A 19,874-nucleotide genomic window follows, 5' to 3' on the forward strand; every position below is an offset into this window, starting at 1 on the left:
GTTAGCTATATTTTTTACTTTGCAACAGAACCAAATTATTTATAAGTAGGAAGATAGACGACATTGATAACATTATTTTTGGTAGAAATCGTCCAAAAGCTAACGTAGTGCAATTCATAAAGTAAGCATTTAATCATGTAAAAGAATGGAATGGGGAAATAACCAAATCATGATTTTAAGAAGGTTAGTATGAAATTATAGTATTGAGTGATTATTTAATGATTGCTTTAAAATTTTAAATAATTAGAAATATGTGTATAAAAAATATTGTGTCAAATAATCATATTTAAAAAGTTGTAGTTATTAATAGTTCTAAAATAAATTTTGTGAAGCTTTTTGAATGTCTAGATTGAATTAAGGTATCATACATGTGGTATAATGCCTATATTAATAGTCAAGTAAATAGTTAGGGGAGAAGTCACATGTATAGTGTCAGACAAGCAACTGAAAAAGATGCTGTAGCGATAAGAGATGTTGCGACAAAAGCTTGGTATAACACATATTTAAATATTTATGCTGCTTCAACAGTTAATGAACTGTTGGCCGCTTCATATAATGAAACGCATTTAAAAAAGAGATTAAATGAGCAATTATTTTTAGTGGCAGAAGAAGATAGTGAGATTGTTGGTTTTGCAAATTTCATTTATGGTGAAGAGCTTTATTTATCTGCACACTATGTTAGACCTGAATCTCAGCATAAAGGTTATGGAACTCGTTTGCTAGAAGCGGGGTTAAAAAGGTTTAAAGACCAGTATGAAACAGTTTATCTAGAAGTTGATAACAATAATAGCAATGGCATCGAATATTATCAGAATCATGGATTCGAGATTATTCGCTCATATCAACCTGAAATGTATGGTGAAATCATGGATTTAGCTTTAATGAAGAAATCATTTTAACAATCACATAAATAATTAAGATTGTTTCGTCTAGAGATATGAGAAATAAAAAATAAATATTTTTTGGAATATATAGGATAGGAGGGAAAGTATGACGCTATCATCATATGCAACGAGTAAATTAACAGAAGAAAAGGTATTTAAAGATCCAATTCATCGATTTATCCACGTACAGGATCAATTGATTTGGGATTTAATTAAAACAAAAGAATTCCAACGTTTGAGACGTATTAAACAACTAGGTACTTTATATTTATCTTTTCATACAGCCGAACACAGTCGTTTTGGACACTCTTTGGGTGTTTATGAAATTGTGCGTCGAATGATTGATGAGACATTTATAGGACAAGACGCGTGGGATAATACAGATCGGCCACTCGCGTTGTGTGCTGCGTTGTTACATGATTTAGGTCATGGTCCTTTCTCTCATAGTTTTGAAAAAATATTTAATACAGACCATGAAGCATTTACACAAGCTATTATTACAGGAAATACTGAGGTTAATGGTGTACTAAGTCGAGTCTCTGATAACTTTCCTAAACAAGTAGCTGATGTAATTAATAAAACGCACGATAATAAGCTTGTTATTTCTATGATTTCCTCACAAATTGATGCTGATCGAATGGACTATTTACAAAGAGATGCATATTTTACAGGCGTAACGTATGGCTCATTTGATATGGAGCGTATTTTAAGGTTGATGAGACCATCTAAAGAAGAAGTGTTAATTAAAGATAGTGGTATGCATGCTGTCGAAAATTTCATTATGAGTCGTTATCAAATGTATTGGCAAATATATTTTCATCCAGTAAGCCGTGGTGGAGAAGTTTTATTAAACAATTGTTTAAAACGAGCTAAGCAGCTTTATAATGAAGGATATGAATTTAAAATGTATCCAAAAGACTTCATACCATTCTTTGAAGGAACAATGACGATTGAACAATATGTGGAACTTGATGAAGCAGTTGTATTGTATTACTTGAAGAAATGGATTCATGAAAATGATCCAATATTAAGTGATTTATCAAGACGGTTTATCAATAGAGATTTATTTAAATATATTCCTTTCGACGGTTCAATTATTACCATTTCTGAATTGCAAGAATTATTTGAAGCGGGTGGTATTAATCCTGATTATTACTTTGTAAGTGAAGCATTTTCAGATTTACCTTATGATTATGATCGCCCGGGATCAAATCGTAAACCGATTCATTTATTAAAAAGTAATGGTGGAATTACAGAAATAAGTAATCAATCATTGGTAATCAATAGTATTACAGGGATTAATAGAGAAGACCATAAATTATATTATCCTAAAGAAATGATTTTAAAGATTAAAGATTATCAAATTAAAGGTTCTATTATTAACTTGCTTAATGAATTAAACTAACTGTTAAGAATAAGATATATCGTTTTTATTTAATGACTTATTAGGAGGTGTCTCGTTTGTCTGAGAAAAAAGGTTTCAATTTCAATATTATAAAAAATGATCCACTAGATGGTCATAAAGGAACTAATATTGGTTCAATTAGTTTAGATAATATTGCCCCGGTTTTTATAGATATTGAAAATCAGAAGGCATTTGTTGATATTGGTGGTATGCATGCACGTGCTGAAGTTGAAAAGGGTGTCAAGTGGATTACTGACAAATCGCAAGTTGAAGGTGAGGAGGCTAAAGCATACTGGCTATGTTGGGTGACGACCGAACGTAGTGAACAAGGACCATATTATGCGGGTGTGACTGCATGCTATTTATTAGTTAACAAAAGTATTAGACGTGGTTATAAGAGCATGCCAGAACATGTTAATATGATGGATAAGTCCATGAAACATCAATTTATCATTGACCAAATCGGTGATGATAACAAACAAATTTTAAAAGAATTTCTACAGAATCATAACGTTGAAATGTGGAATAATTCTAGTGAAGAACTATATCGAGCATTTGAATAGAATAAAAGGATAGATGACAGTTTTATGTAGAATGACTGTCCCTATCCTTTTTTTGATGTGCAAAATTTAAATGAATAAGACTTAATTTATTGAAGTATATCTCCTATACGATATGTTTGATAGAGTTGTTGTAATACCTCGTTATGAATTACTTGAAACGGTTGGTTTGTAGTTTTAGCCATCTTCTTCAAATCTTCATACTCGGGTTTCATTTTCATAATTTTTCCATTTTGTAGACCAAATTTAATGGAAACAGTGCCGTGTTGTGTAGAAAGAATTTTAAACGCGCGATTCAAGATCTTTCTATTAACAGAAGTACTTCTGACGCCTAAAGAACTTGTTTCTTGTAAGATAAGTTGTTCGAAATATATCTTATCATGTAATTTACATATTAACGTTAACTGCGTGCTTGGGCGACTTTTTTTCATAAATATAGGCGTATAGTAAGCATCTAAAGCACCTTGTTCTAACGCATTATTCATAAAATCACCTAATGCTTCAGGGGTCATATCATCTATTTGACACTCTATTACTTGAACGCTATCTTGTTGCTCGAATTCAGAGTCAAATTGAATAACCCTTAATATATTAGGGAAATTAAAATCCTTACTGCCAGCACCATAGCCTATATGTTGTATTGTTGCTGAAGGAAATGGCCCAAACGATGAAACGAGTCCCTTAGCAAATGCAGCACCAGTAGGGGTTGTGAGTTCACTTTGAACATCAAAATGTGCGATTGGGATACCTTTAAGAATTTCAGCAGTAGCAGGTGCAGGGATTGGATAAATGCCATGAGCAATATGGATTTTACCATGACCTGTTGGAATAGCTGAACAGTATAATGTGTTAATCCCTAGTTGTTCTAGAGCAATACACCCACCAATAATATCGATAATAGAGTCCATTGCCCCTACTTCATGAAAGTGAACTTCTTCAAACGACATGCCATGAATTTTAGCTTCTGCTTGGCCAATAATTTCAAAAATTTTCTTACTGCGATATTTAACTCTTTCCGGAAGAGTACTGTCATCTATCATTTTAAATATATCATTAACGTGACGATGATGATTTGATTCTTTAACATCAATGTTTAATGTCATTGCATGAATACCTTGTTTTACTCTTTTTTGAAAATGTAGCTTAAATTGATCTAAAGGTAACTTTTTTAGTTCTGATTCAATGTCTTCAGGGTGTGCGCCTAAATCAACTAAAGCAGAAAGTAGCATATCTCCGGCAATACCTGCGTGGCAATCTAAATACAATGCTTTTGTCATAAAGATACCTCACTCTCTTTATTTTCTAGCATATGGATAATCTGTGCAGCGTTGTAACCGCCACCAAATCCATTATTGATATTTAATACGCTGGTTCCGGGTGCACAACTATTTATCATTGATAATAGGGTGGTAACCCCATTCAAGTTTGCTCCATAACCTATACTCGTTGGTACTGCATATATAGGGTGGTTGACTAATCCTCCAACAACACTTGCTAAAGCGCCTTCCATTCCAGCTATAACGATTGAAACTTTACCTTTGCGTATATCATGAATGTTGGATAATAAGCGATGAATTCCTGAAACCCCGACATCATAAAATCGTTTTACACTTACTCCCATGATTTCAGCGGTTAACGCAGCTTCTTCTGCAATAGGTAAATCAGAAGTTCCAGCACAAAGTACAGAAACATAATATTTAGATTGTGGTATATCATTCAGTGGCGTGCTAATTAACTGTGCAGTTTGATGATATTCCAACTTTGGATAATGTTGTAAAATATATTTTGCTTTCATTTCATCAACACGTGTCACTAGAATAACTTCATTATGAAATATCAAACTAGAGATGATTTTAGTGATTTGTTCTTTTGTTTTTCCTTGCCCAAAGATAACTTCGGGAAACCCTTGACGCTGTGCTCTATGTAAGTCAATTTTAGCAAAGCCCAATTCGTCATAATGACTGAGTTGGGCTTTAGCATCATTAATAGATAGTTGATTTGATTTTACAGCTTTGAGCACCTCTTCTATAGAATTATAACTATGGCTCATAGGTACTCACATCCTTATTTAAAACTTGTAGATTTGGTATCAATGATTTCATTCATACTACCTGTACGATAGCCTTCTAAATCCATTGTTACATAGTCAAATCCTAATTCTTTCAAATGTAATATGATACTGTCTTTCAATTTAAGAAGATTAGTTAATTGATCTTCTGTTACTTCAATGCGTGCTATGTTGTGATGATAGCGTACTCGTACGTGGTTGATACCTAGGCTTAAAATGAATTTTTCTGCTTCGTTGACCTTGTTAACTTTTGTGAAACTTAATTCCTCACCATAAGGTATTCTTGATGCTAGACTACATAAGGCTGGTTTATTCCATACAGGCAAGTCATGTTGATGACTTAATTCTCTAACTTCAGATTTATATAGTTTTGCTTCTTGTAAAACGCTACGCACACCAAAGTCGTCTCTTGCTTTTAATCCGGGACGAAAATCATCTAAGTCATCCATAATCATACCGTCTAGCACATAATTAAATCCTAGTTTATTCTTAATATTCTCAAGTTGACTATACATCAAGCGCTTGCTATAGTACCAACTTTCGGGCGTGTTTTTAACGATATTCGCATCTTGAAGTTCAGACATTTCAGTTTCTAATACTTCAACACCTAGACTTTGTCCAAGTTTAAGCGCTAGTTCAAACTCTTCATTTCTAAATAATTCTGATTTTACTACAACAGGTTTAACATAATTAACACCTAAAACATCAATCGCTTTTTTCAGTAACAAGCTACTATCTACTCCACCTGAGAAGGCAATGACTACACTCTGCATGTCTTTCAATAGTGCGTCTAATTTCATTTCTTTAGTATTTAATTCAGTCATAGTTTCCATCCTCCATTTATTATTCTTTGTCTTCTACGTACGGTATCGTTAAAGGACCTTGTGGCATAACACCAATGGTTAATTTACGACCATATCGATGTTCTAATTCTTGTATTGTATGTTCAATGTTAGAGGTTGGGATTAACATCGAGTCTTTAAGTTGTTGGTCAGTAAGTTCTGAATAAACATGCACATTGGCAAAAGTTTGAATACTTGCTTGTTTTTGTACTTGCCATTGGTCAACTTCCTTAAAGTTTGGATCGTGAATAAGTTCTAAAATACCTTGAGGTGTGTCTGCCATTTTGAAAATTTCGGCAAATTTACCATGATCAGGAAAGCCATCTGCACATTCAGATACCATAATAATATGACCGTCTTTTTTTACAATTTTACTCGCTGCACTCATCCCTTTTACTGTTTGATATAAATTTTGATCTAAAGGATAGCCAGAATTTGATGCGATAACAATATCAAAGTGTTGATCACATTTAAACATTGCATGTTCTTTTACATATGCGCATCCTTCTTTGTGTGTATCAAAGATTTCACCAGCAAATGCTGCAGTAATTTCTTTACTTTTATTCAATGCAACGTTAAGTAAAAAGTCAGGTTTACACATACGGTTAACTTCCCGTGCCATGTCTTGAACTGGATTATCTTCTAAATTTCCCCACGTTGATCTCGAATCGCCAATCATCTTTGCATTATGAAAAGTTTGAATTGTTTCTAAACCTGCAATTCCAGGCATTATCCCTTTAGGTCCCCCTGAAAATCCGGCAAAAAAGTGAGGTTCAATAAAACCTGTTACAATTTTAAAATCGGATTCTACATATGCTTTGTTTAAATATACATCACATCCATATTGACTGTGTCCCACTTTAGCTAGACTTTCTTTTTCTGAGCAATGATTGTGAACGATTTTTACTGAATTTACAATATCTTCACCTAACATTTGAATCAATTCATCTCGCGTTTGATCTCGATGAGTCCCTGTACCATTAATAATTACGAAATTCTCACGAGGAACATGATTTAATTCCTCAATTAGTAAAGGTACAAGAATATGGTTAGGCGTTGGACGTGTTATATCACTAATAACAATAGAAACAATATCATTACTGTTTACCATTTCTTTTAAAGATTTAGAATTTGTGGGGTTTCTTAATACATTTTTAATTGCTGATTCATAGTCTTGAATAGCATTGATGTTTTGAGGCTCTATGATTGTGCTATCATCAGGCACATTGATTTCAATTTCAGATTTTCCATATAAAACTTGCGACTTCACTTTCATCCCCTCCGATTAAGATTTTTAAAATACACATCTTCATCCCCAGAATTATAAGGTGTGATTAAGAGCGATGACTTTTCACTAACATGATATATATAGTTAAAAAATTAAAATATATGAATAAAGCATAAAATATGCTATAAAAGTGACGATATTATGTCGCTCTATATACAATTTACAAAAAATTCAGTATAAATGAAAGGACTTTTGGAAAACGATTTCAAAAGAGTGTAAAATAAGGGTGGAAGTAATAGAATTACACTTTAATACTAGGGAGGGCTTTTTATGAAAGCAGCTGTAGTAACCAAAGATCACAAAGTAAGTATTGAAGAAAAACGTTTAAGAGAATTAAAACCTGGAGAAGCATTAGTAAAGACTGAATATTGTGGTGTATGTCACACTGATTTACATGTTAAAAATGCAGATTTCGGTGACGTAACAGGTGTAACGCTGGGACATGAGGGAATTGGACGTGTCATTGAAGTTGCTGATAACGTAGATTCATTAAAGGTAGGGGATCGTGTATCTATAGCATGGATGTATGCAGCATGTGGTAATTGTGAGTATTGCACAACTGGTAGAGAAACATTATGCAGGGATGTTCTCAATGCCGGATATACTGTTGACGGGGCAATGGCTGAAGAAGTCATTGTTGATGCGAATTATGCAGTTAAAGTTCCAGAAAATCTTGATCCAGCGGCTGCTTCATCTATTACCTGTGCAGGTGTGACAACATATAAAGCAGTAAAAGTGAGTGGCATCGAACCAGGACAATGGTTAGGCGTATTTGGTGTGGGTGGATTAGGTAATTTAGCATTGCAATACGCCAAAAACGTAATGGGCGCGAAAGTTGTTGCATTCGACATTAATGATGATAAATTAAATTTTGCTAAAGAGCTTGGTGCTGATGCAATCATAAATTCAACTAATGTTGATCCTATTGAGGAAGTTAATCGTCTAACGAATAATAAAGGATTAGATGCAACGGTGATTACTGCTGTAGCTAAAACACCTTTTAATCAAGCAGTGGATGTTGTTAAGGCGGGTGCACGTGTGGTAGCAGTAGGACTTCCAGTAGACAAAATGGATTTAGATATTCCGCGTTTAGTGCTTGATGGAATTGAAGTCGTTGGTTCATTAGTTGGTACCAGACAAGATTTAAGAGAAGCATTTCAATTTGCTGCCGAAAATAAAGTTATTCCTAAAGTCCAATTAAGACAATTATCTGAAATTAACGATATTTTTGATGAAATGGAAAAGGGAACAATCACAGGTCGAATGGTCATTGATATGAGAAGCTAGCACTAAAAGTGAACATAAAAGATAATATAATATTAGGAAATTATATTATCTTTTAATTTGTGAATGTAAAAAAGGGAAGGGACTAATTATGCAATTTAAATTAAAAGAAGATAAAATTTTAGAGTTTTTAGATTTAAATTTTCCACAACAAACATTTGAAAAGGGGCGTCTCCTAATTGGGCAAAATAAGAGACAACCATTACACGTTTATTATTTTGGAGAAAAATTCTTGGCTCTTTTAAATGTAAATTTTAACACTTTTGAATATATTAAAGTAGATGAAGTCGATTATAATGATATAAAAAAAATCACTTTAAAAGACGGACTACTTTTTAAAAAAATGTTTATTGAGACTGAGGATTTTATGTTTAATTATAGTACATCTAAAGCTCTTTTAAGTGATTTTCAAAATAATAATTTTAATCACTTTATTCAAAATAAAAAAGAGCGTGTAATATTTGAAGATGGACATTTCATCTAAAATATATGAATGAAAATTAACTCGAACCTTAAATATTTTATAGAAATGCAATTTGATAATGCTATAATATATTATAGATTTAAAAATATTTTGAGGAATATGAGGTTAAAAGATGAAAAAGACAATGTTCATCATTGCAGCAATGATATTCGGCATCGTATATTTCGATAAATATAGATTTTTATTAAAAAAATATGAAACTGACATTATTGATGTTGAATAATAGCAAATCTGATTGAAGTGATAGGTGACATTTATATTGAATGTGTGAGTTCTCTGTGGCAACAATATCTAGAATAGGAAAGTGCCACTTTCACATCAGTTATGAATTGTGAATATGTAAAAAGAATCTGAGACAAAATTGATGTTTCAGGTTCTTTTCATATTGTGTAAATTTTTGACATGAACACATGTCTTGAGTACTACAAGCAATAGCAGTTTTATGCTATAATGACATTTATTATTGTAAGGGTTAAGGTGAGTAGTAAATTGAATAAAAATATTAACATTCAAACCCATCAAGTTTTGAAACAGAATGGTGAAAAGCAGAGATTTGAGTTTACTACAAAAGGTTTTTGGCAACAAAAATTTGCAGATTTTATACGTTACGAAGAACAAATTGAAGATGCTAAAGTCAATGTTACGATTAAAATTGAAGATACCGGTGTAAAGTTAATTCGTAAAGGTGACATTAATATGAACTTACATTTCGTCGAAGGACATGAGACGACAACACTCTATGATGTACCTGCCGGAAAAATACCTTTAACTGTTAAAACATTAAGTCTTAAGCATTTCGTCACTCATAATGGCGGTAAGCTAAAAATACATTATGAGTTATATCAAGATGAACAAAAAATGGGTTCTTATCAATATGAAATAAATTATAAGGAGATAAGTGAATGAGTATAATCGATCAGGTTAAACAAACGCTAATAGAAGAAATAGAAGTTAGTATTAGAAAAGCTAACCTCGCAGAAGATATTCCAGAAATCAAAATTGAAATACCTAAAGATCCTAAAAATGGAGATTATTCTTCTAATATTGCTATGGTTTTAACAAAGATTGCTAAGCGTAATCCGCGTGAAATTGCGCAAGCTATTGTCGAACATTTAGATACAAGCAAAGCACACGTTAAACAGGTTGATATTGCTGGGCCAGGTTTCATCAACTTTTATCTGGATAATCAATATTTAACAGCCATTATTCCAGAAGCTATCACAAAAGGTGATCGATTTGGATATGCAACACAATCTAAGAATACTAACATTTTATTAGAATATGTATCAGCTAATCCAACTGGAGACTTACATATTGGTCATGCTAGAAATGCAGCTGTAGGCGATTCTTTAGCTAATATTCTCATTGCGGCTGGTTACAACGTTACACGTGAATATTATATTAATGACGCAGGTAATCAAATCACTAATTTAGCACGATCAATTGAAGCACGATACTTTGAAGCTTTAGGTGATACGAGTTATGAGATGCCGGCGGATGGTTATAATGGTAAAGACATTATTGAAATCGGGAAAGACCTCGCTGTTAAACATCCAGAAATAAAAGACTACACTGATGAAGAACGCTTAAAAACATTTAGACAACTTGGTGTCGATTATGAAATGGAAAAATTGAAAAAGGATTTATCTGACTTTAACGTGCACTTTGATAATTGGTTTAGTGAAACATCTTTATATGAAAATGGCGCGATTGAAAATACATTATCTAAAATGAAAGAACTAGGCTATACGTATGAAGCAGATGGTGCAACTTGGTTACGTACAAGTGACTTCAAAGACGATAAAGATCGTGTATTAATAAAAAAAGACGGTAATTATACTTATTTCACACCAGATACGGCTTATCACTACAACAAGATTAATAGAGGAAATGATATTTTAATTGATTTAATGGGTGCAGATCACCACGGTTATATTAATCGTCTCAAAGCTAGCTTAGAAACATTTGGTGTAGACAGCGATCGTCTTGAAATTCAAATTATGCAAATGGTTCGCCTTATGCAAAATGGAGAAGAAGTGAAGATGAGTAAGCGTACAGGCAATGCGATTACTTTACGTGAAATTATGGATGAAGTCGGTATCGATGCTGCACGTTATTTCTTAACAATGCGTAGTCCTGATTCTCATTTTGACTTTGATTTAGAGTTAGCTAAAGAGCAATCTCAGGACAATCCAATTTATTACGCACAATATGCACATGCACGAATTTGCTCTATTTTAAAGCAAGCTAAAGAACAAGGTATTGAAGTGTCTACTGATGCAGACTTTTCTAAAATAAATAATGATAAAGCAATAGACTTATTAAAAAAAGTAGCAGAATTTGAATCAACGATAGAGAGTGCAGCCGAACATCGCGCACCTCATCGTCTAACTAATTATATTCAAGATCTAGCTGCAGCATTCCATAAATTTTACAATGCTGAAAAAGTGCTTACAAATGATACAGAAAAAACTAAAGCATATGTAGCTATGATTGAAGCGGTGCGTATTACCTTGCACAATGCATTAGCATTAGTAGGTGTCACAGCACCAGAATCTATGTAAAACTTCATAAAATAGATACACGAGAGCCTGACATATTTATATGTACAGGCTCTTACATTTACATATGCATACCCAAAAGAAAAAATAAGCATAGCAAACCGAGATTGGGGTACAGCATAAAGTTTGTTATAAAAGGAATATCAACAATTAGGTAGGACAACACCTCAGACTTCTTGGGAAAATTGGATAATGTAGCATGCGAGATAAAATAATCATTCGAAGTTTTGCGGGGGAAGAAATCATGTTATCAATAGAGAAATTATATCAAATTCTATATCAAAATATGGGCCCTCAATATTGGTGGCCAGCAGAAACACCAATAGAAATGATGCTTGGGGCAATTCTAGTCCAAAATACTAATTGGAATAATGCAGATATAGCGTTATCAAGATTAAAGGAAGAAACTTCTTTTAATGCACAGACAATATTGAAAATGCCTTTAGAATCGTTGCAGCAAGTGATACGTTCGAGTGGTTTCTATAAAAATAAAGCTAAGGCTATACAAGCATTGTTACTATGGTTAAATGAACATCACTTTGATTATAGTAGTATAGCTAAGTTATACAGTGATAACTTAAGAAAAGAGTTACTCACCATCCGTGGCATAGGTGAAGAGACCGCTGACGTCTTAATAGTATATATTTTTAAAGGTAAAGAATTTATACCTGATAGTTATACTAGACGTATTTTTAGAAAATTGGGATATCAACATACAGAAAGTTATCATCAATTGAAGCAGGAATTAACACTTCCTGAATCATTTTCAAATCAAGATGCAAATGAGTTTCACGCTTTATTAGATAATTTTGGAAAAAATTATTTTAATGGTGAAGGGAAACAACGCTATACCTTTTTAGATACCTATTTTAAAAAATAAGTATTGACCTTAACGTAACGTCATACCTCATACTTTAATTCAGGAGGTGAAATGATGAAAGAACGCTTCAGTCCCAAAATGCTTTCTGACATTACCGGAGTTAGTATACGTACGCTTCATTATTATCATGAAAAGGGGTTACTCGTACCACAACAAATGAGTGCTAATGGGTACCGATATTATAATGTTCAAGATATTTCAAAGTTACAATATATTCTCTTTTTAAAGGAATTAGATTTAACACTAAAACAAATACAGATATATTTTGAAGGTGATAGTGATTTTAGAACTAAAATATTACATGATAATTTTTATCACATTGTTAAAAAAAGAGATCGCTTAAATGATATTATCTGTACGTTAGAACATCATTTTCACCAAGATAATGAAGAGATTGAGGTAACTACAATGCAAAATTTCAATTTAAATGAACAGTATGAAAAAGAAGCAGCAAGTAAGTATGGAGATACCCATTATTATCAAGCATATAAAGATAAACAAAAAAGTAAGGATGAATCAGAACAGCAAAATCATTTTGAGGAAATTAATAAGCAATTAAATATGTTTTTTGACGATATGAATCAGCTATATTTAAACAAAGTTTCTATACTTGAAGCAAGTGGAAAAATTAAGAAATTACAATGTATTTTGAAAGAACAAGTTCCTAATTGTGACAATCAATTTTTAGAATATATAGCTCAGATTTATATTGAAGACGAACGATTTGTAAAGTTTATTAACAAGCAACGTGAACGTGGTTTGAATTTATACATTTCTGATGCGATAAAAACGTTTATTAAATTATAAAATATGATGTGTCTGGGACATCGTTGATTGTCTCAGACATTTTTAGCATTTTACCGATTGATACTTACATTGTAAAACTGATACCAATACAGAGAAATTCAACGAGAAATTCTACAGACAAAGCAAGTTGGGGTTGGGGCCCCAACATAAGGAAATTCAACGAGAATTTCTACAGACAAAGCAAGTTGGGGTTAAATATATTAATTGATTTAATTCAAAGTTGTCTTTTTCTCATATTTTGTGAAAATCAAATAAAATTGTATCTACAAATATTGGTATATTTTGATATGATGAATAGGAACATTAAAAATAATTTGTGAAAGGGTGATGCTCCAAATGAAAAGTAAACTATGGATAGTTATATGCGCATTGATTGTAGTACTGGCTGCATGTAGTCAAGATGCCAACCACTCATCTAATAATAAAGACACTGAAAAAAGCGATAAAAAATATCATAGAATTGTTTCGCTCATTCCTAGTAACACAGAAATTTTATATCGCTTAGGAATCGGAGAAGATATAGTAGGTGTATCCACTGTGGATGATTATCCTAAAGATGTAAAAAAAGGTAAAAAACAATTCGATGCGATGAATTTAAATAAAGAAGAATTAATAAAAGCTAAACCGGATTTGATTTTAGCGCATGAGTCACAGAAAAATTCTGCAGGTAAAGTGCTAAAGTCACTTAAAGATAAGGGAGTAAAAGTCGTTTATGTGAAAGATGCACAATCGATTGATGAAACTTATGATACCTTTAAATCAATTGGAAAATTAACGGATCGTGAAAAACAAGCTAAAGAACTTGTTGATGAAACAAAACATAATGTAGATAAAATCATTAACTCCGTTCCTAAACATCATAAGAAACAAGAAGTGTTTATGGAAGTATCATCTAAACCAGACATTTACACTGCCGGAAAAGATACATTCTTTAACGATATGTTAGAGAAACTAGATGCTAAAAATAGTTTTGATGATGTTAAAGGTTGGAAATCAGTAAGTAAAGAAAGCATTATTAAACGTAATCCTGATATTCTGATTTCCACAGAAGGTAAATCAAAATCAGACTACATAGAAATGATAAAAAAACGTGGTGGTTTTGATAAAATTAATGCTGTAAAAAATACACGTATTGAAACAGTAGATGGGGATGAAGTTTCTCGACCAGGTCCTCGTATTGATGAAGGGCTAAAGGATTTAAGAGACGAAATATATAAAAAATAATTATTTGAATACGATGTATTGTATTTTGCTTAGATAATTATTTTTTCTTAATAAGCTGACAAAGATGTATTTCAAACGCCTGGGACAGTAGTTATTGTCTCAGGTATTTTTAATATTTATGATAAACGGGGATTGAATTAAACTGATGCAAATGCCCTTTGATTCAACCTCATTACTCGATGACTAAATCGTCCAACGAATGGAAGACAGTCGTTTTACACTTTTTAAGTATTGTTTTGTTAATATAGTGATTAAGAAAGTATTGAAAGAGAGAGTTATGAATAAATATAGAAGTGTTATTATATGGTTATTTATTTTAATATTAAGCATGAGCTTAAGTTTATGCTGGGATGTAGGAAAACTTGATGATGTTTTTAATCAAACCATATTATTCCAGGTTCGTTTACCTAGATTGCTTGAAGCCATGCTCACTGGTGCAGTACTTACATTAGCTGGCCAAGTGTATCAAATCGTGTTAAATAATCCACTTGCAGATAGTTTTACATTGGGATTAGCTAGTGGTGCATCATTAGGATCTGGAATTGCTTTATTTTTGGGACTTAGTTTTTTATGGTTCCCTATATTCTCCATTATTTTTAGTTTAATCACACTGTTACTTGTTTTAAGTGTTTCAGCGATGCTAGCCAAAGGATATCCTGTTCAAATGCTTATATTAACGGGATTACTACTTGGTGCACTATTGAATGCATTATTGTATTTGCTTGTTTTGATTAATCCTAAGAAGATGAATCCAATTGCTAGTTATCTGTTCGGTGGGTTTTCATCAGCTGAATATCAGGACGTTATGATTATTAGCATGATAGCATCTGTCGCAATCATAGTATTATTTTTAATGCAAAAAGGAATTAAATTATTGCAAGTTGGTGAATTGAAAAGTCAGTCTTTAGGATTAAATGTACAACAAGTAACGTATATTGTTCTTATAGTAGCTTCCATCATGACAGCAGTTGTGGTCGCATACGTTGGAGTTATTGGTTTTATAGGCATGATTATTCCACAACTGATTAGAAAATTTTATTGGCGTTATCAAATAGGATTACAAATGTTATTGAATATAATCATAGGTGCTGTAGTCATGATAATGGCAGATTTTATAGGAAGTACAATGATACAACCTATTCAAATTCCTGTAGGCATCGTGATGGCATTGCTCGGCGTACCAGTCCTATTTTATATTTTAGTTAAACAGACTAACATATGACGTTCACACTACTCTTTTGCTACAATAGTATTATTAAAAAGTTAAGAGGTCATTGAAAATGAATTTAAACTGCATTAAGGCTATCGTCTTTGATTTAGAAGGCACGCTATTAGATAGAGTTAAATCGCGTGAAAAGTTTATAGAAGAGCAATATGAACGGTTTCATGATTATTTTATTCATGTGCAACTAGCAGATTATAAGAATAAATTTATTGAATTAGACGATGATGAAGACAACGATAAACCTGATCTATATAAGGAAATCATTAAACAATTTCATATCGACCGTCTTAAATGGAGAGATTTATTTAATGACTTTGAAATGCATTTCTATCGTTACGTTTTCCCTTACTATGATACTTTGTATACATTAGAAAAGTTATCGAAACATCATTACATGATTGGTGTGATTGCAAATGGAAAATCCAAAATTAAACAATTTAGATTGCATTCATTGGGTATTATGCACGTTATTAATTATTTAACTACTTCTGAAACTGTAGGTTATCGTAAGCCGCATCCTAAAATCTTTGAAGATATGATTGATCAATTGGGGGTTAAACCATCTGAAATAATGTATGTCGGAGATGATGCATTAAACGATGTTGCTCCTGCACGTGCAATGGGGATGGTAAGTGTGTGGTATAAACAAGAAGATGCAGAATTGGAGCCATTAACAGAAGAAGTAGATTATACAATTACTACCATAGAGGAATTGCTTAAAATTTTACCAGATAATTTTGAAACAGAAGGAGAAGAACAACATGGCAATGGATTTAATTACTAAACAAGACGGTACAACATTACACTATAGTACTATGGGGCAAGGTTATCCTGTCGTACTCGTGCATACCGCTTTTGATAATTATGCTGTTTTTAATGATTTAGCTAAGGTATTAGCAAAGTCTTTTCAGGTTGTGCTCATCGATCTGAGAGGACATGGTTATTCTGATAAGCCTAGAAATATAGAGTTTTATGACTTTGCTGACGATATAAAATTTTTATTAGATGCTATATATATTGATGAAGCAGCATTTATTGGCCATGAGATGGGGGCACTTATTGCTGCTGATATGTCTGTTAGAAATCCAGGCTATGTATCCTCAATCATATTAGTTAATCCTACTTCAATAGAAGGTGAATTGCCTGAAGAACGCTTGTTCAGAAAATATGCACATAAAATACGTAACTGGGAAGATGATAAGCAAGAAAAATTTTTGGATAAACGTAGATATTATAAAGCACGTAAGATGAATAAATTTTTAAAGCATGTCGTTGATACAAATAGTATTTCTACTAAAGAAGAAATTCAAGCTGTTAAAGATGTTTTCAAATCCGAAGGTATTGCAGATGTTTTCAAGCATGTTCAAGTTCCTACGCTTATTGTTGCTGGAGAACACGGAGAACGTACAACTACACTAGAAGCTAAAGAAGTCGCAGATTTGATTCAACACAGTGAATTTAACGTCTATCAACATTCAAGTGTATATCCTTTTGTTGAAGAACAGGCTCAATTTACTCAAGAGTCAACAAACTTCATTCACCAATATGCACCTAAATAAAAGAGTTCATACTGAAATTTTGTAAGGTAATAATCAATGAATTAAGCAAGATATGTTTTACTATAAGCGCTGAAACAGTTGTTAAAAGAAAGTTATCTACACAATTTACGTAATCATTTTGTAATATTATTGTTATTTTAGTAATATTTATAGTACAATTAACATGAGCACAGAAGACATAAAGAATCAAAGGAGTGAGTGCTTATGAAAAAACTAATAACATCATTACTTGTTTTAGGATTAGTTTTAACAGGAGTAAGCGTTGGAAACAACGTTGAAGCGGCAACTGGTAATTCAATGAAAACAGTACAACAATTAAACAAAGGTGATAAATCATTAGAAAACGTTAAGATAGGCGAATCAATGAAGAGTGTATTAAAAAAGTATAGTCATCCTATCTATTCTTATAACCCAAATAGTAATGAAAAGTATTACGAATTTAGAACTGATAAAGGTGTTTTGTTAGTAACAGCTAACGGTAAAAAAGAAAGAGGAAATGTTACACGCGTATCAATGACGTATAATAATGCAAACGGCCCTTCATACAAAGCCGTAAAACAACAACTTGGTCATAAAGCTATAAGTCGTGTACATTATAATAATGTTACAGGTAACTTTGGCTATATTCAAAAAGGCCAAGCAAGTTATCAATTCAGTTCAAATTCACCAAAAGATAAAAATGTGAAGTTATATCGTATAGACTTAAATAAATAAGAAGAATTGGATATACGTTTTATAAGATAAAATAGTTTGAAATTTGAAGAGTTTAAAGATGAAATCATAATTTGTAAAATGGATTTCACTTTAGCTCTTCTTTTTATTTTAGTTGCTAATGATGATATGATTAATCATTATGTTCAAGTAAAATTGTAAGATGTATGATAAAATTTTAATTTGAAAATAATTAACTTATGAAATCTACAATTTACATCAAGATTTAAATGAAAAGGAGTAAATCATGCGTACGAATGATAAAGTATTACTCGAAAATATTAATGATTATTTTAGTCACAAAGGAATGTCACCACACTTAATTGATGATATAAAAGAAAAATATCGACAAGATATTAAAAAGTCTGAAGAAAAAGATCAAGATTACATTGAATATAGAGGTAAATCACCTGCGCAATTAATATTAACAATTCAGCGTAATTTGTTTGCATTACAACTCAATCCAATGATTTTCTTTATCATTAACTTTATTCTTATTTCATATTTGTACGATAAACAATATGTAGCTTTTCAAGCAATTACCGGTATAAGCTTATTTTATTGCTTAGTCATATTTCCAATAACACTCATATTATATGTGCGTATTGCCAAAAAAAACTATTTATACAGTAATAAGTATGAAATGAGAACTGGAATAATCATTGGTATTATTGCTTTAATTCTAGTAATTATGCAAGGATTTCACTTTAATTGGGCTATTATTCCTATTTCTATCAACGGTCATCAGTTTGTATTTTTCGCTGGAATCATTCTAAGTCTTGTTGGTATATTCTTTAAACGTATAGAATTTGTTGGAGTTGGCTTACTATTTTGTCAAAAAACAATAGATGCAATGGTAACTAATCCGGAAATTGCACAGTTTTTCTCTTTAGCAATATGGATTATACTTGTTGTGCTAATCATTTTTTATACGATACGTTTATCTGCACGTACTAAATCATCATAATACAAAGATTTTAACTCAGAAAATATGCTAGACATATCTTTCTGAGTTTTTTAATTTATTAAAATATATCATTTGTTTACCATAAAGCTTGTTTTAGAAAATGAATCACCATTTTAATCTAAAAATAATTTAATTAAACTGAAAATAACCTGAAAGCGTAACACTATTTTAATATGGGTATATAAATGACTAAAGGGAGGTGCCAAGATGAATAAAATTCAAATTTGTAATCAGATTGAACTTAACTATATTGATGAAGGCGAAGGCATCCCCATCATTTTAATTCATGGATTAGATGGAAATTTGGCAGGATTTAAGGATTTAAAAAATGAACTCAAGAAGCAGTATAGAGTAATTACTTATGATGTCAGAGGTCATGGGAAATCTTCACGAACAGAATCATATGAATTAAAAGATCATGTTGAAGATTTAAATGATTTAATGAGAGCATTAAACATCGATTCTGCACATATTTTAGGACATGATATGGGGGGCATCATTGCAAGTGAATTTACTGAAAAATATCAATATAAAGTGATTACATTGACAATTGTTTCGGCTAAAAGTGAGGACATTGCAAATGGTTTCAACAAATTAATGGTTGATTACCAAGAAGAATTAGCAGGGTTTAATAAATCTGAGGCAATGATTATTTTATTTTCTAAATTATTTAAAGAGAAAGATAAAGCAATGAAATGGTATCAAAGCCAAAAATTATACAATAGACCAACTCCGGAAGAAAGTGCAATTGCAGTACGTGCATTGCTTAATATTAAAGATTTAACTCGTGTTCATCATAATGTGTCTATACCTACTTTAATTGTGAATGGTAAGTACGACCCACTCATACAAAATAAAAGTCATTATGATATGGATCAATATTATGATCAAGTTACAAAAATTGTATTTGATAATTCAGGACATGCACCACATATCGAGGAACCAGAAAAATTCCTGAAACTCTATTTAGATTTTGTTAGTTAAAAAATAAGAACATAAATAAAAACCCTTAAATGATTATTGTCGGAAAATCATTTGAGGGTTTTGTAGTAGCAGTAAAGTTTGGACTCAGATCACTATCGTATTAACTTAATAAAAGAGTAAAACAGTCTTATCTTTCATAAG

At 31.9% G+C, this 19,874-nt stretch carries 20 protein-coding genes; 16 read left to right on the plus strand and 4 right to left on the minus strand.

All coding sequences use genetic code 11. From position 1 onward, the window contains the following. The first annotated feature begins 422 nt into the window (after positions 1 to 422). The 3 genes from HMPREF3241_RS04450 (at position 423) to HMPREF3241_RS04460 (ending at position 2,852) form a co-directional block, all read left to right on the plus strand. Positions 423 to 899: a GNAT family N-acetyltransferase gene (locus HMPREF3241_RS04450; protein WP_001832180.1), complete on the plus strand. Its 477-nt coding sequence runs from the start codon at positions 423 to 425 to the stop codon at positions 897 to 899. Between the two features lie 91 nt (positions 900 to 990). Further along, positions 991 to 2,289, plus strand: a complete 1,299-nt coding sequence (locus HMPREF3241_RS04455; RefSeq protein WP_001832138.1) for an HD domain-containing protein — start codon at positions 991 to 993, stop codon at positions 2,287 to 2,289. 56 nt (positions 2,290 to 2,345) lie between these two features. Further along, entirely contained in the window at positions 2,346 to 2,852 is a 507-nt protein-coding gene (locus HMPREF3241_RS04460; protein WP_001832182.1) for a YwhD family protein, read from the plus strand. Positions 2,853 to 2,938: 86 nt separating this feature from the next. Here the strand turns inward: HMPREF3241_RS04460 and larC are convergent, their stop codons facing one another. Genes larC through larA form a run of 4 tightly spaced genes read right to left on the minus strand, consistent with a single transcriptional unit; the run spans position 2,939 to position 7,029 of the window. After that, on the minus strand, positions 2,939 to 4,126 hold the full coding sequence (gene larC / locus HMPREF3241_RS04465; RefSeq protein ID WP_001832070.1) for a nickel pincer cofactor biosynthesis protein LarC: 1,188 nt from the start codon (positions 4,124 to 4,126) through the stop codon (positions 2,939 to 2,941). After that, the gene (larB, locus tag HMPREF3241_RS04470) at positions 4,123 to 4,899 is read right to left on the minus strand and encodes a nickel pincer cofactor biosynthesis protein LarB (RefSeq protein ID WP_001832104.1); all 777 of its coding nucleotides are present in this window, start codon (positions 4,897 to 4,899) and stop codon (positions 4,123 to 4,125) included. The genes larC and larB overlap by 4 nt, the downstream gene beginning before the upstream one ends. A 14-nt stretch (positions 4,900 to 4,913) precedes the next feature. Then, on the minus strand, positions 4,914 to 5,741 hold the full coding sequence (gene larE, locus HMPREF3241_RS04475) for an ATP-dependent sacrificial sulfur transferase LarE (protein ID WP_001832048.1): 828 nt from the start codon (positions 5,739 to 5,741) through the stop codon (positions 4,914 to 4,916). 19 nt (positions 5,742 to 5,760) lie between these two features. After that, positions 5,761 to 7,029, minus strand: a complete 1,269-nt coding sequence (gene larA, locus HMPREF3241_RS04480) for a nickel-dependent lactate racemase (RefSeq protein ID WP_002495845.1) — start codon at positions 7,027 to 7,029, stop codon at positions 5,761 to 5,763. 288 nt (positions 7,030 to 7,317) lie between these two features. Here larA and adhP point away from each other — a divergent pair, with 288 nt between their 5' ends. The 13 genes from adhP to HMPREF3241_RS04545 all read left to right on the plus strand — a co-directional run bounded on the left by adhP (position 7,318) and on the right by HMPREF3241_RS04545 (position 19,733). Then, entirely contained in the window at positions 7,318 to 8,334 is a 1,017-nt protein-coding gene (gene adhP, locus HMPREF3241_RS04485) for an alcohol dehydrogenase AdhP (RefSeq protein WP_020366389.1), read from the plus strand. Positions 8,335 to 8,422: 88 nt separating this feature from the next. After that, a complete protein-coding gene (locus HMPREF3241_RS04490) occupies positions 8,423 to 8,815 on the plus strand; it encodes a hypothetical protein (protein ID WP_002445784.1) in 393 nt (130 codons plus the stop codon). A gap of 450 nt (positions 8,816 to 9,265) precedes the next feature. Then, the gene (locus tag HMPREF3241_RS04495; protein WP_002445806.1) at positions 9,266 to 9,721 is read left to right on the plus strand and encodes a YwiB family protein; all 456 of its coding nucleotides are present in this window, start codon (positions 9,266 to 9,268) and stop codon (positions 9,719 to 9,721) included. Continuing rightward, positions 9,718 to 11,379 (plus strand): arginine--tRNA ligase, encoded by a 1,662-nt coding sequence (argS, locus tag HMPREF3241_RS04500; protein WP_002490547.1) that lies wholly within the window; start codon positions 9,718 to 9,720, stop codon positions 11,377 to 11,379. Before HMPREF3241_RS04495 ends, argS begins: the two co-directional genes overlap by 4 nt. Before the next feature lie 241 nt (positions 11,380 to 11,620). Continuing rightward, complete coding sequence (locus tag HMPREF3241_RS04505) at positions 11,621 to 12,256, plus strand: endonuclease III domain-containing protein (RefSeq protein WP_002490548.1); 636 nt, start codon at positions 11,621 to 11,623, stop codon at positions 12,254 to 12,256. Between the two features lie 54 nt (positions 12,257 to 12,310). Next, positions 12,311 to 13,063: a MerR family transcriptional regulator gene (locus HMPREF3241_RS04510; protein ID WP_002496397.1), complete on the plus strand. Its 753-nt coding sequence runs from the start codon at positions 12,311 to 12,313 to the stop codon at positions 13,061 to 13,063. A 336-nt stretch (positions 13,064 to 13,399) separates the two neighbouring features. Further along, on the plus strand, positions 13,400 to 14,287 hold the full coding sequence (locus HMPREF3241_RS04515; protein WP_002487615.1) for an ABC transporter substrate-binding protein: 888 nt from the start codon (positions 13,400 to 13,402) through the stop codon (positions 14,285 to 14,287). A gap of 277 nt (positions 14,288 to 14,564) precedes the next feature. Then, positions 14,565 to 15,509 carry a FecCD family ABC transporter permease gene (locus tag HMPREF3241_RS04520; protein ID WP_002469602.1) on the plus strand — a complete coding sequence of 315 codons (945 nt, stop codon included), beginning with the start codon at positions 14,565 to 14,567 and terminating at the stop codon, positions 15,507 to 15,509. A 58-nt stretch (positions 15,510 to 15,567) separates the two neighbouring features. After that, positions 15,568 to 16,296, plus strand: a complete 729-nt coding sequence (locus HMPREF3241_RS04525) for an HAD family hydrolase (protein WP_002445812.1) — start codon at positions 15,568 to 15,570, stop codon at positions 16,294 to 16,296. Further along, a complete protein-coding gene (locus tag HMPREF3241_RS04530) occupies positions 16,274 to 17,071 on the plus strand; it encodes an alpha/beta fold hydrolase (protein ID WP_002445813.1) in 798 nt (265 codons plus the stop codon). The genes HMPREF3241_RS04525 and HMPREF3241_RS04530 overlap by 23 nt, the downstream gene beginning before the upstream one ends. Positions 17,072 to 17,275: 204 nt before the next feature. Then, positions 17,276 to 17,785 carry an SA0570 family protein gene (locus HMPREF3241_RS04535; RefSeq protein ID WP_002445814.1) on the plus strand — a complete coding sequence of 170 codons (510 nt, stop codon included), beginning with the start codon at positions 17,276 to 17,278 and terminating at the stop codon, positions 17,783 to 17,785. 244 nt (positions 17,786 to 18,029) lie between these two features. After that, complete coding sequence (locus HMPREF3241_RS04540; RefSeq protein WP_070853486.1) at positions 18,030 to 18,749, plus strand: hypothetical protein; 720 nt, start codon at positions 18,030 to 18,032, stop codon at positions 18,747 to 18,749. Between the two features lie 207 nt (positions 18,750 to 18,956). Continuing rightward, positions 18,957 to 19,733, plus strand: a complete 777-nt coding sequence (locus tag HMPREF3241_RS04545) for an alpha/beta fold hydrolase (RefSeq protein ID WP_002445817.1) — start codon at positions 18,957 to 18,959, stop codon at positions 19,731 to 19,733. The last annotated feature ends 141 nt before the right edge of the window (positions 19,734 to 19,874 follow it).

The sequence above is a fragment of the Staphylococcus sp. HMSC34G04 genome, assembly GCF_001838765.1.
Lineage (GTDB): Bacteria > Bacillota > Bacilli > Staphylococcales > Staphylococcaceae > Staphylococcus > Staphylococcus epidermidis.

Coding starts and splice junctions, on each gene's coding strand:
- adhP (WP_020366389.1), top strand. CDS start 7,318: ATGAAAGCAGCTGTAGTAACCAAAGATCACAAAGTAAGTATTGAAGAA.
- HMPREF3241_RS04540 (WP_070853486.1), top strand. CDS start 18,030: ATGCGTACGAATGATAAAGTATTACTCGAAAATATTAATGATTATTTT.
- HMPREF3241_RS04455 (WP_001832138.1), top strand. CDS start 991: ATGACGCTATCATCATATGCAACGAGTAAATTAACAGAAGAAAAGGTA.
- HMPREF3241_RS04515 (WP_002487615.1), top strand. CDS start 13,400: ATGAAAAGTAAACTATGGATAGTTATATGCGCATTGATTGTAGTACTG.
- HMPREF3241_RS04450 (WP_001832180.1), top strand. CDS start 423: ATGTATAGTGTCAGACAAGCAACTGAAAAAGATGCTGTAGCGATAAGA.
- HMPREF3241_RS04525 (WP_002445812.1), top strand. CDS start 15,568: ATGAATTTAAACTGCATTAAGGCTATCGTCTTTGATTTAGAAGGCACG.
- HMPREF3241_RS04495 (WP_002445806.1), top strand. CDS start 9,266: ATGACATTTATTATTGTAAGGGTTAAGGTGAGTAGTAAATTGAATAAA.
- HMPREF3241_RS04505 (WP_002490548.1), top strand. CDS start 11,621: ATGTTATCAATAGAGAAATTATATCAAATTCTATATCAAAATATGGGC.
- argS (WP_002490547.1), top strand. CDS start 9,718: ATGAGTATAATCGATCAGGTTAAACAAACGCTAATAGAAGAAATAGAA.
- HMPREF3241_RS04530 (WP_002445813.1), top strand. CDS start 16,274: ATGGCAATGGATTTAATTACTAAACAAGACGGTACAACATTACACTAT.
- HMPREF3241_RS04510 (WP_002496397.1), top strand. CDS start 12,311: ATGAAAGAACGCTTCAGTCCCAAAATGCTTTCTGACATTACCGGAGTT.
- larB (WP_001832104.1), bottom strand. CDS start 4,899: ATGAGCCATAGTTATAATTCTATAGAAGAGGTGCTCAAAGCTGTAAAA.
- HMPREF3241_RS04490 (WP_002445784.1), top strand. CDS start 8,423: ATGCAATTTAAATTAAAAGAAGATAAAATTTTAGAGTTTTTAGATTTA.
- HMPREF3241_RS04545 (WP_002445817.1), top strand. CDS start 18,957: ATGAATAAAATTCAAATTTGTAATCAGATTGAACTTAACTATATTGAT.
- larC (WP_001832070.1), bottom strand. CDS start 4,126: ATGACAAAAGCATTGTATTTAGATTGCCACGCAGGTATTGCCGGAGAT.
- larE (WP_001832048.1), bottom strand. CDS start 5,741: ATGACTGAATTAAATACTAAAGAAATGAAATTAGACGCACTATTGAAA.
- HMPREF3241_RS04520 (WP_002469602.1), top strand. CDS start 14,565: ATGAATAAATATAGAAGTGTTATTATATGGTTATTTATTTTAATATTA.
- HMPREF3241_RS04535 (WP_002445814.1), top strand. CDS start 17,276: ATGAAAAAACTAATAACATCATTACTTGTTTTAGGATTAGTTTTAACA.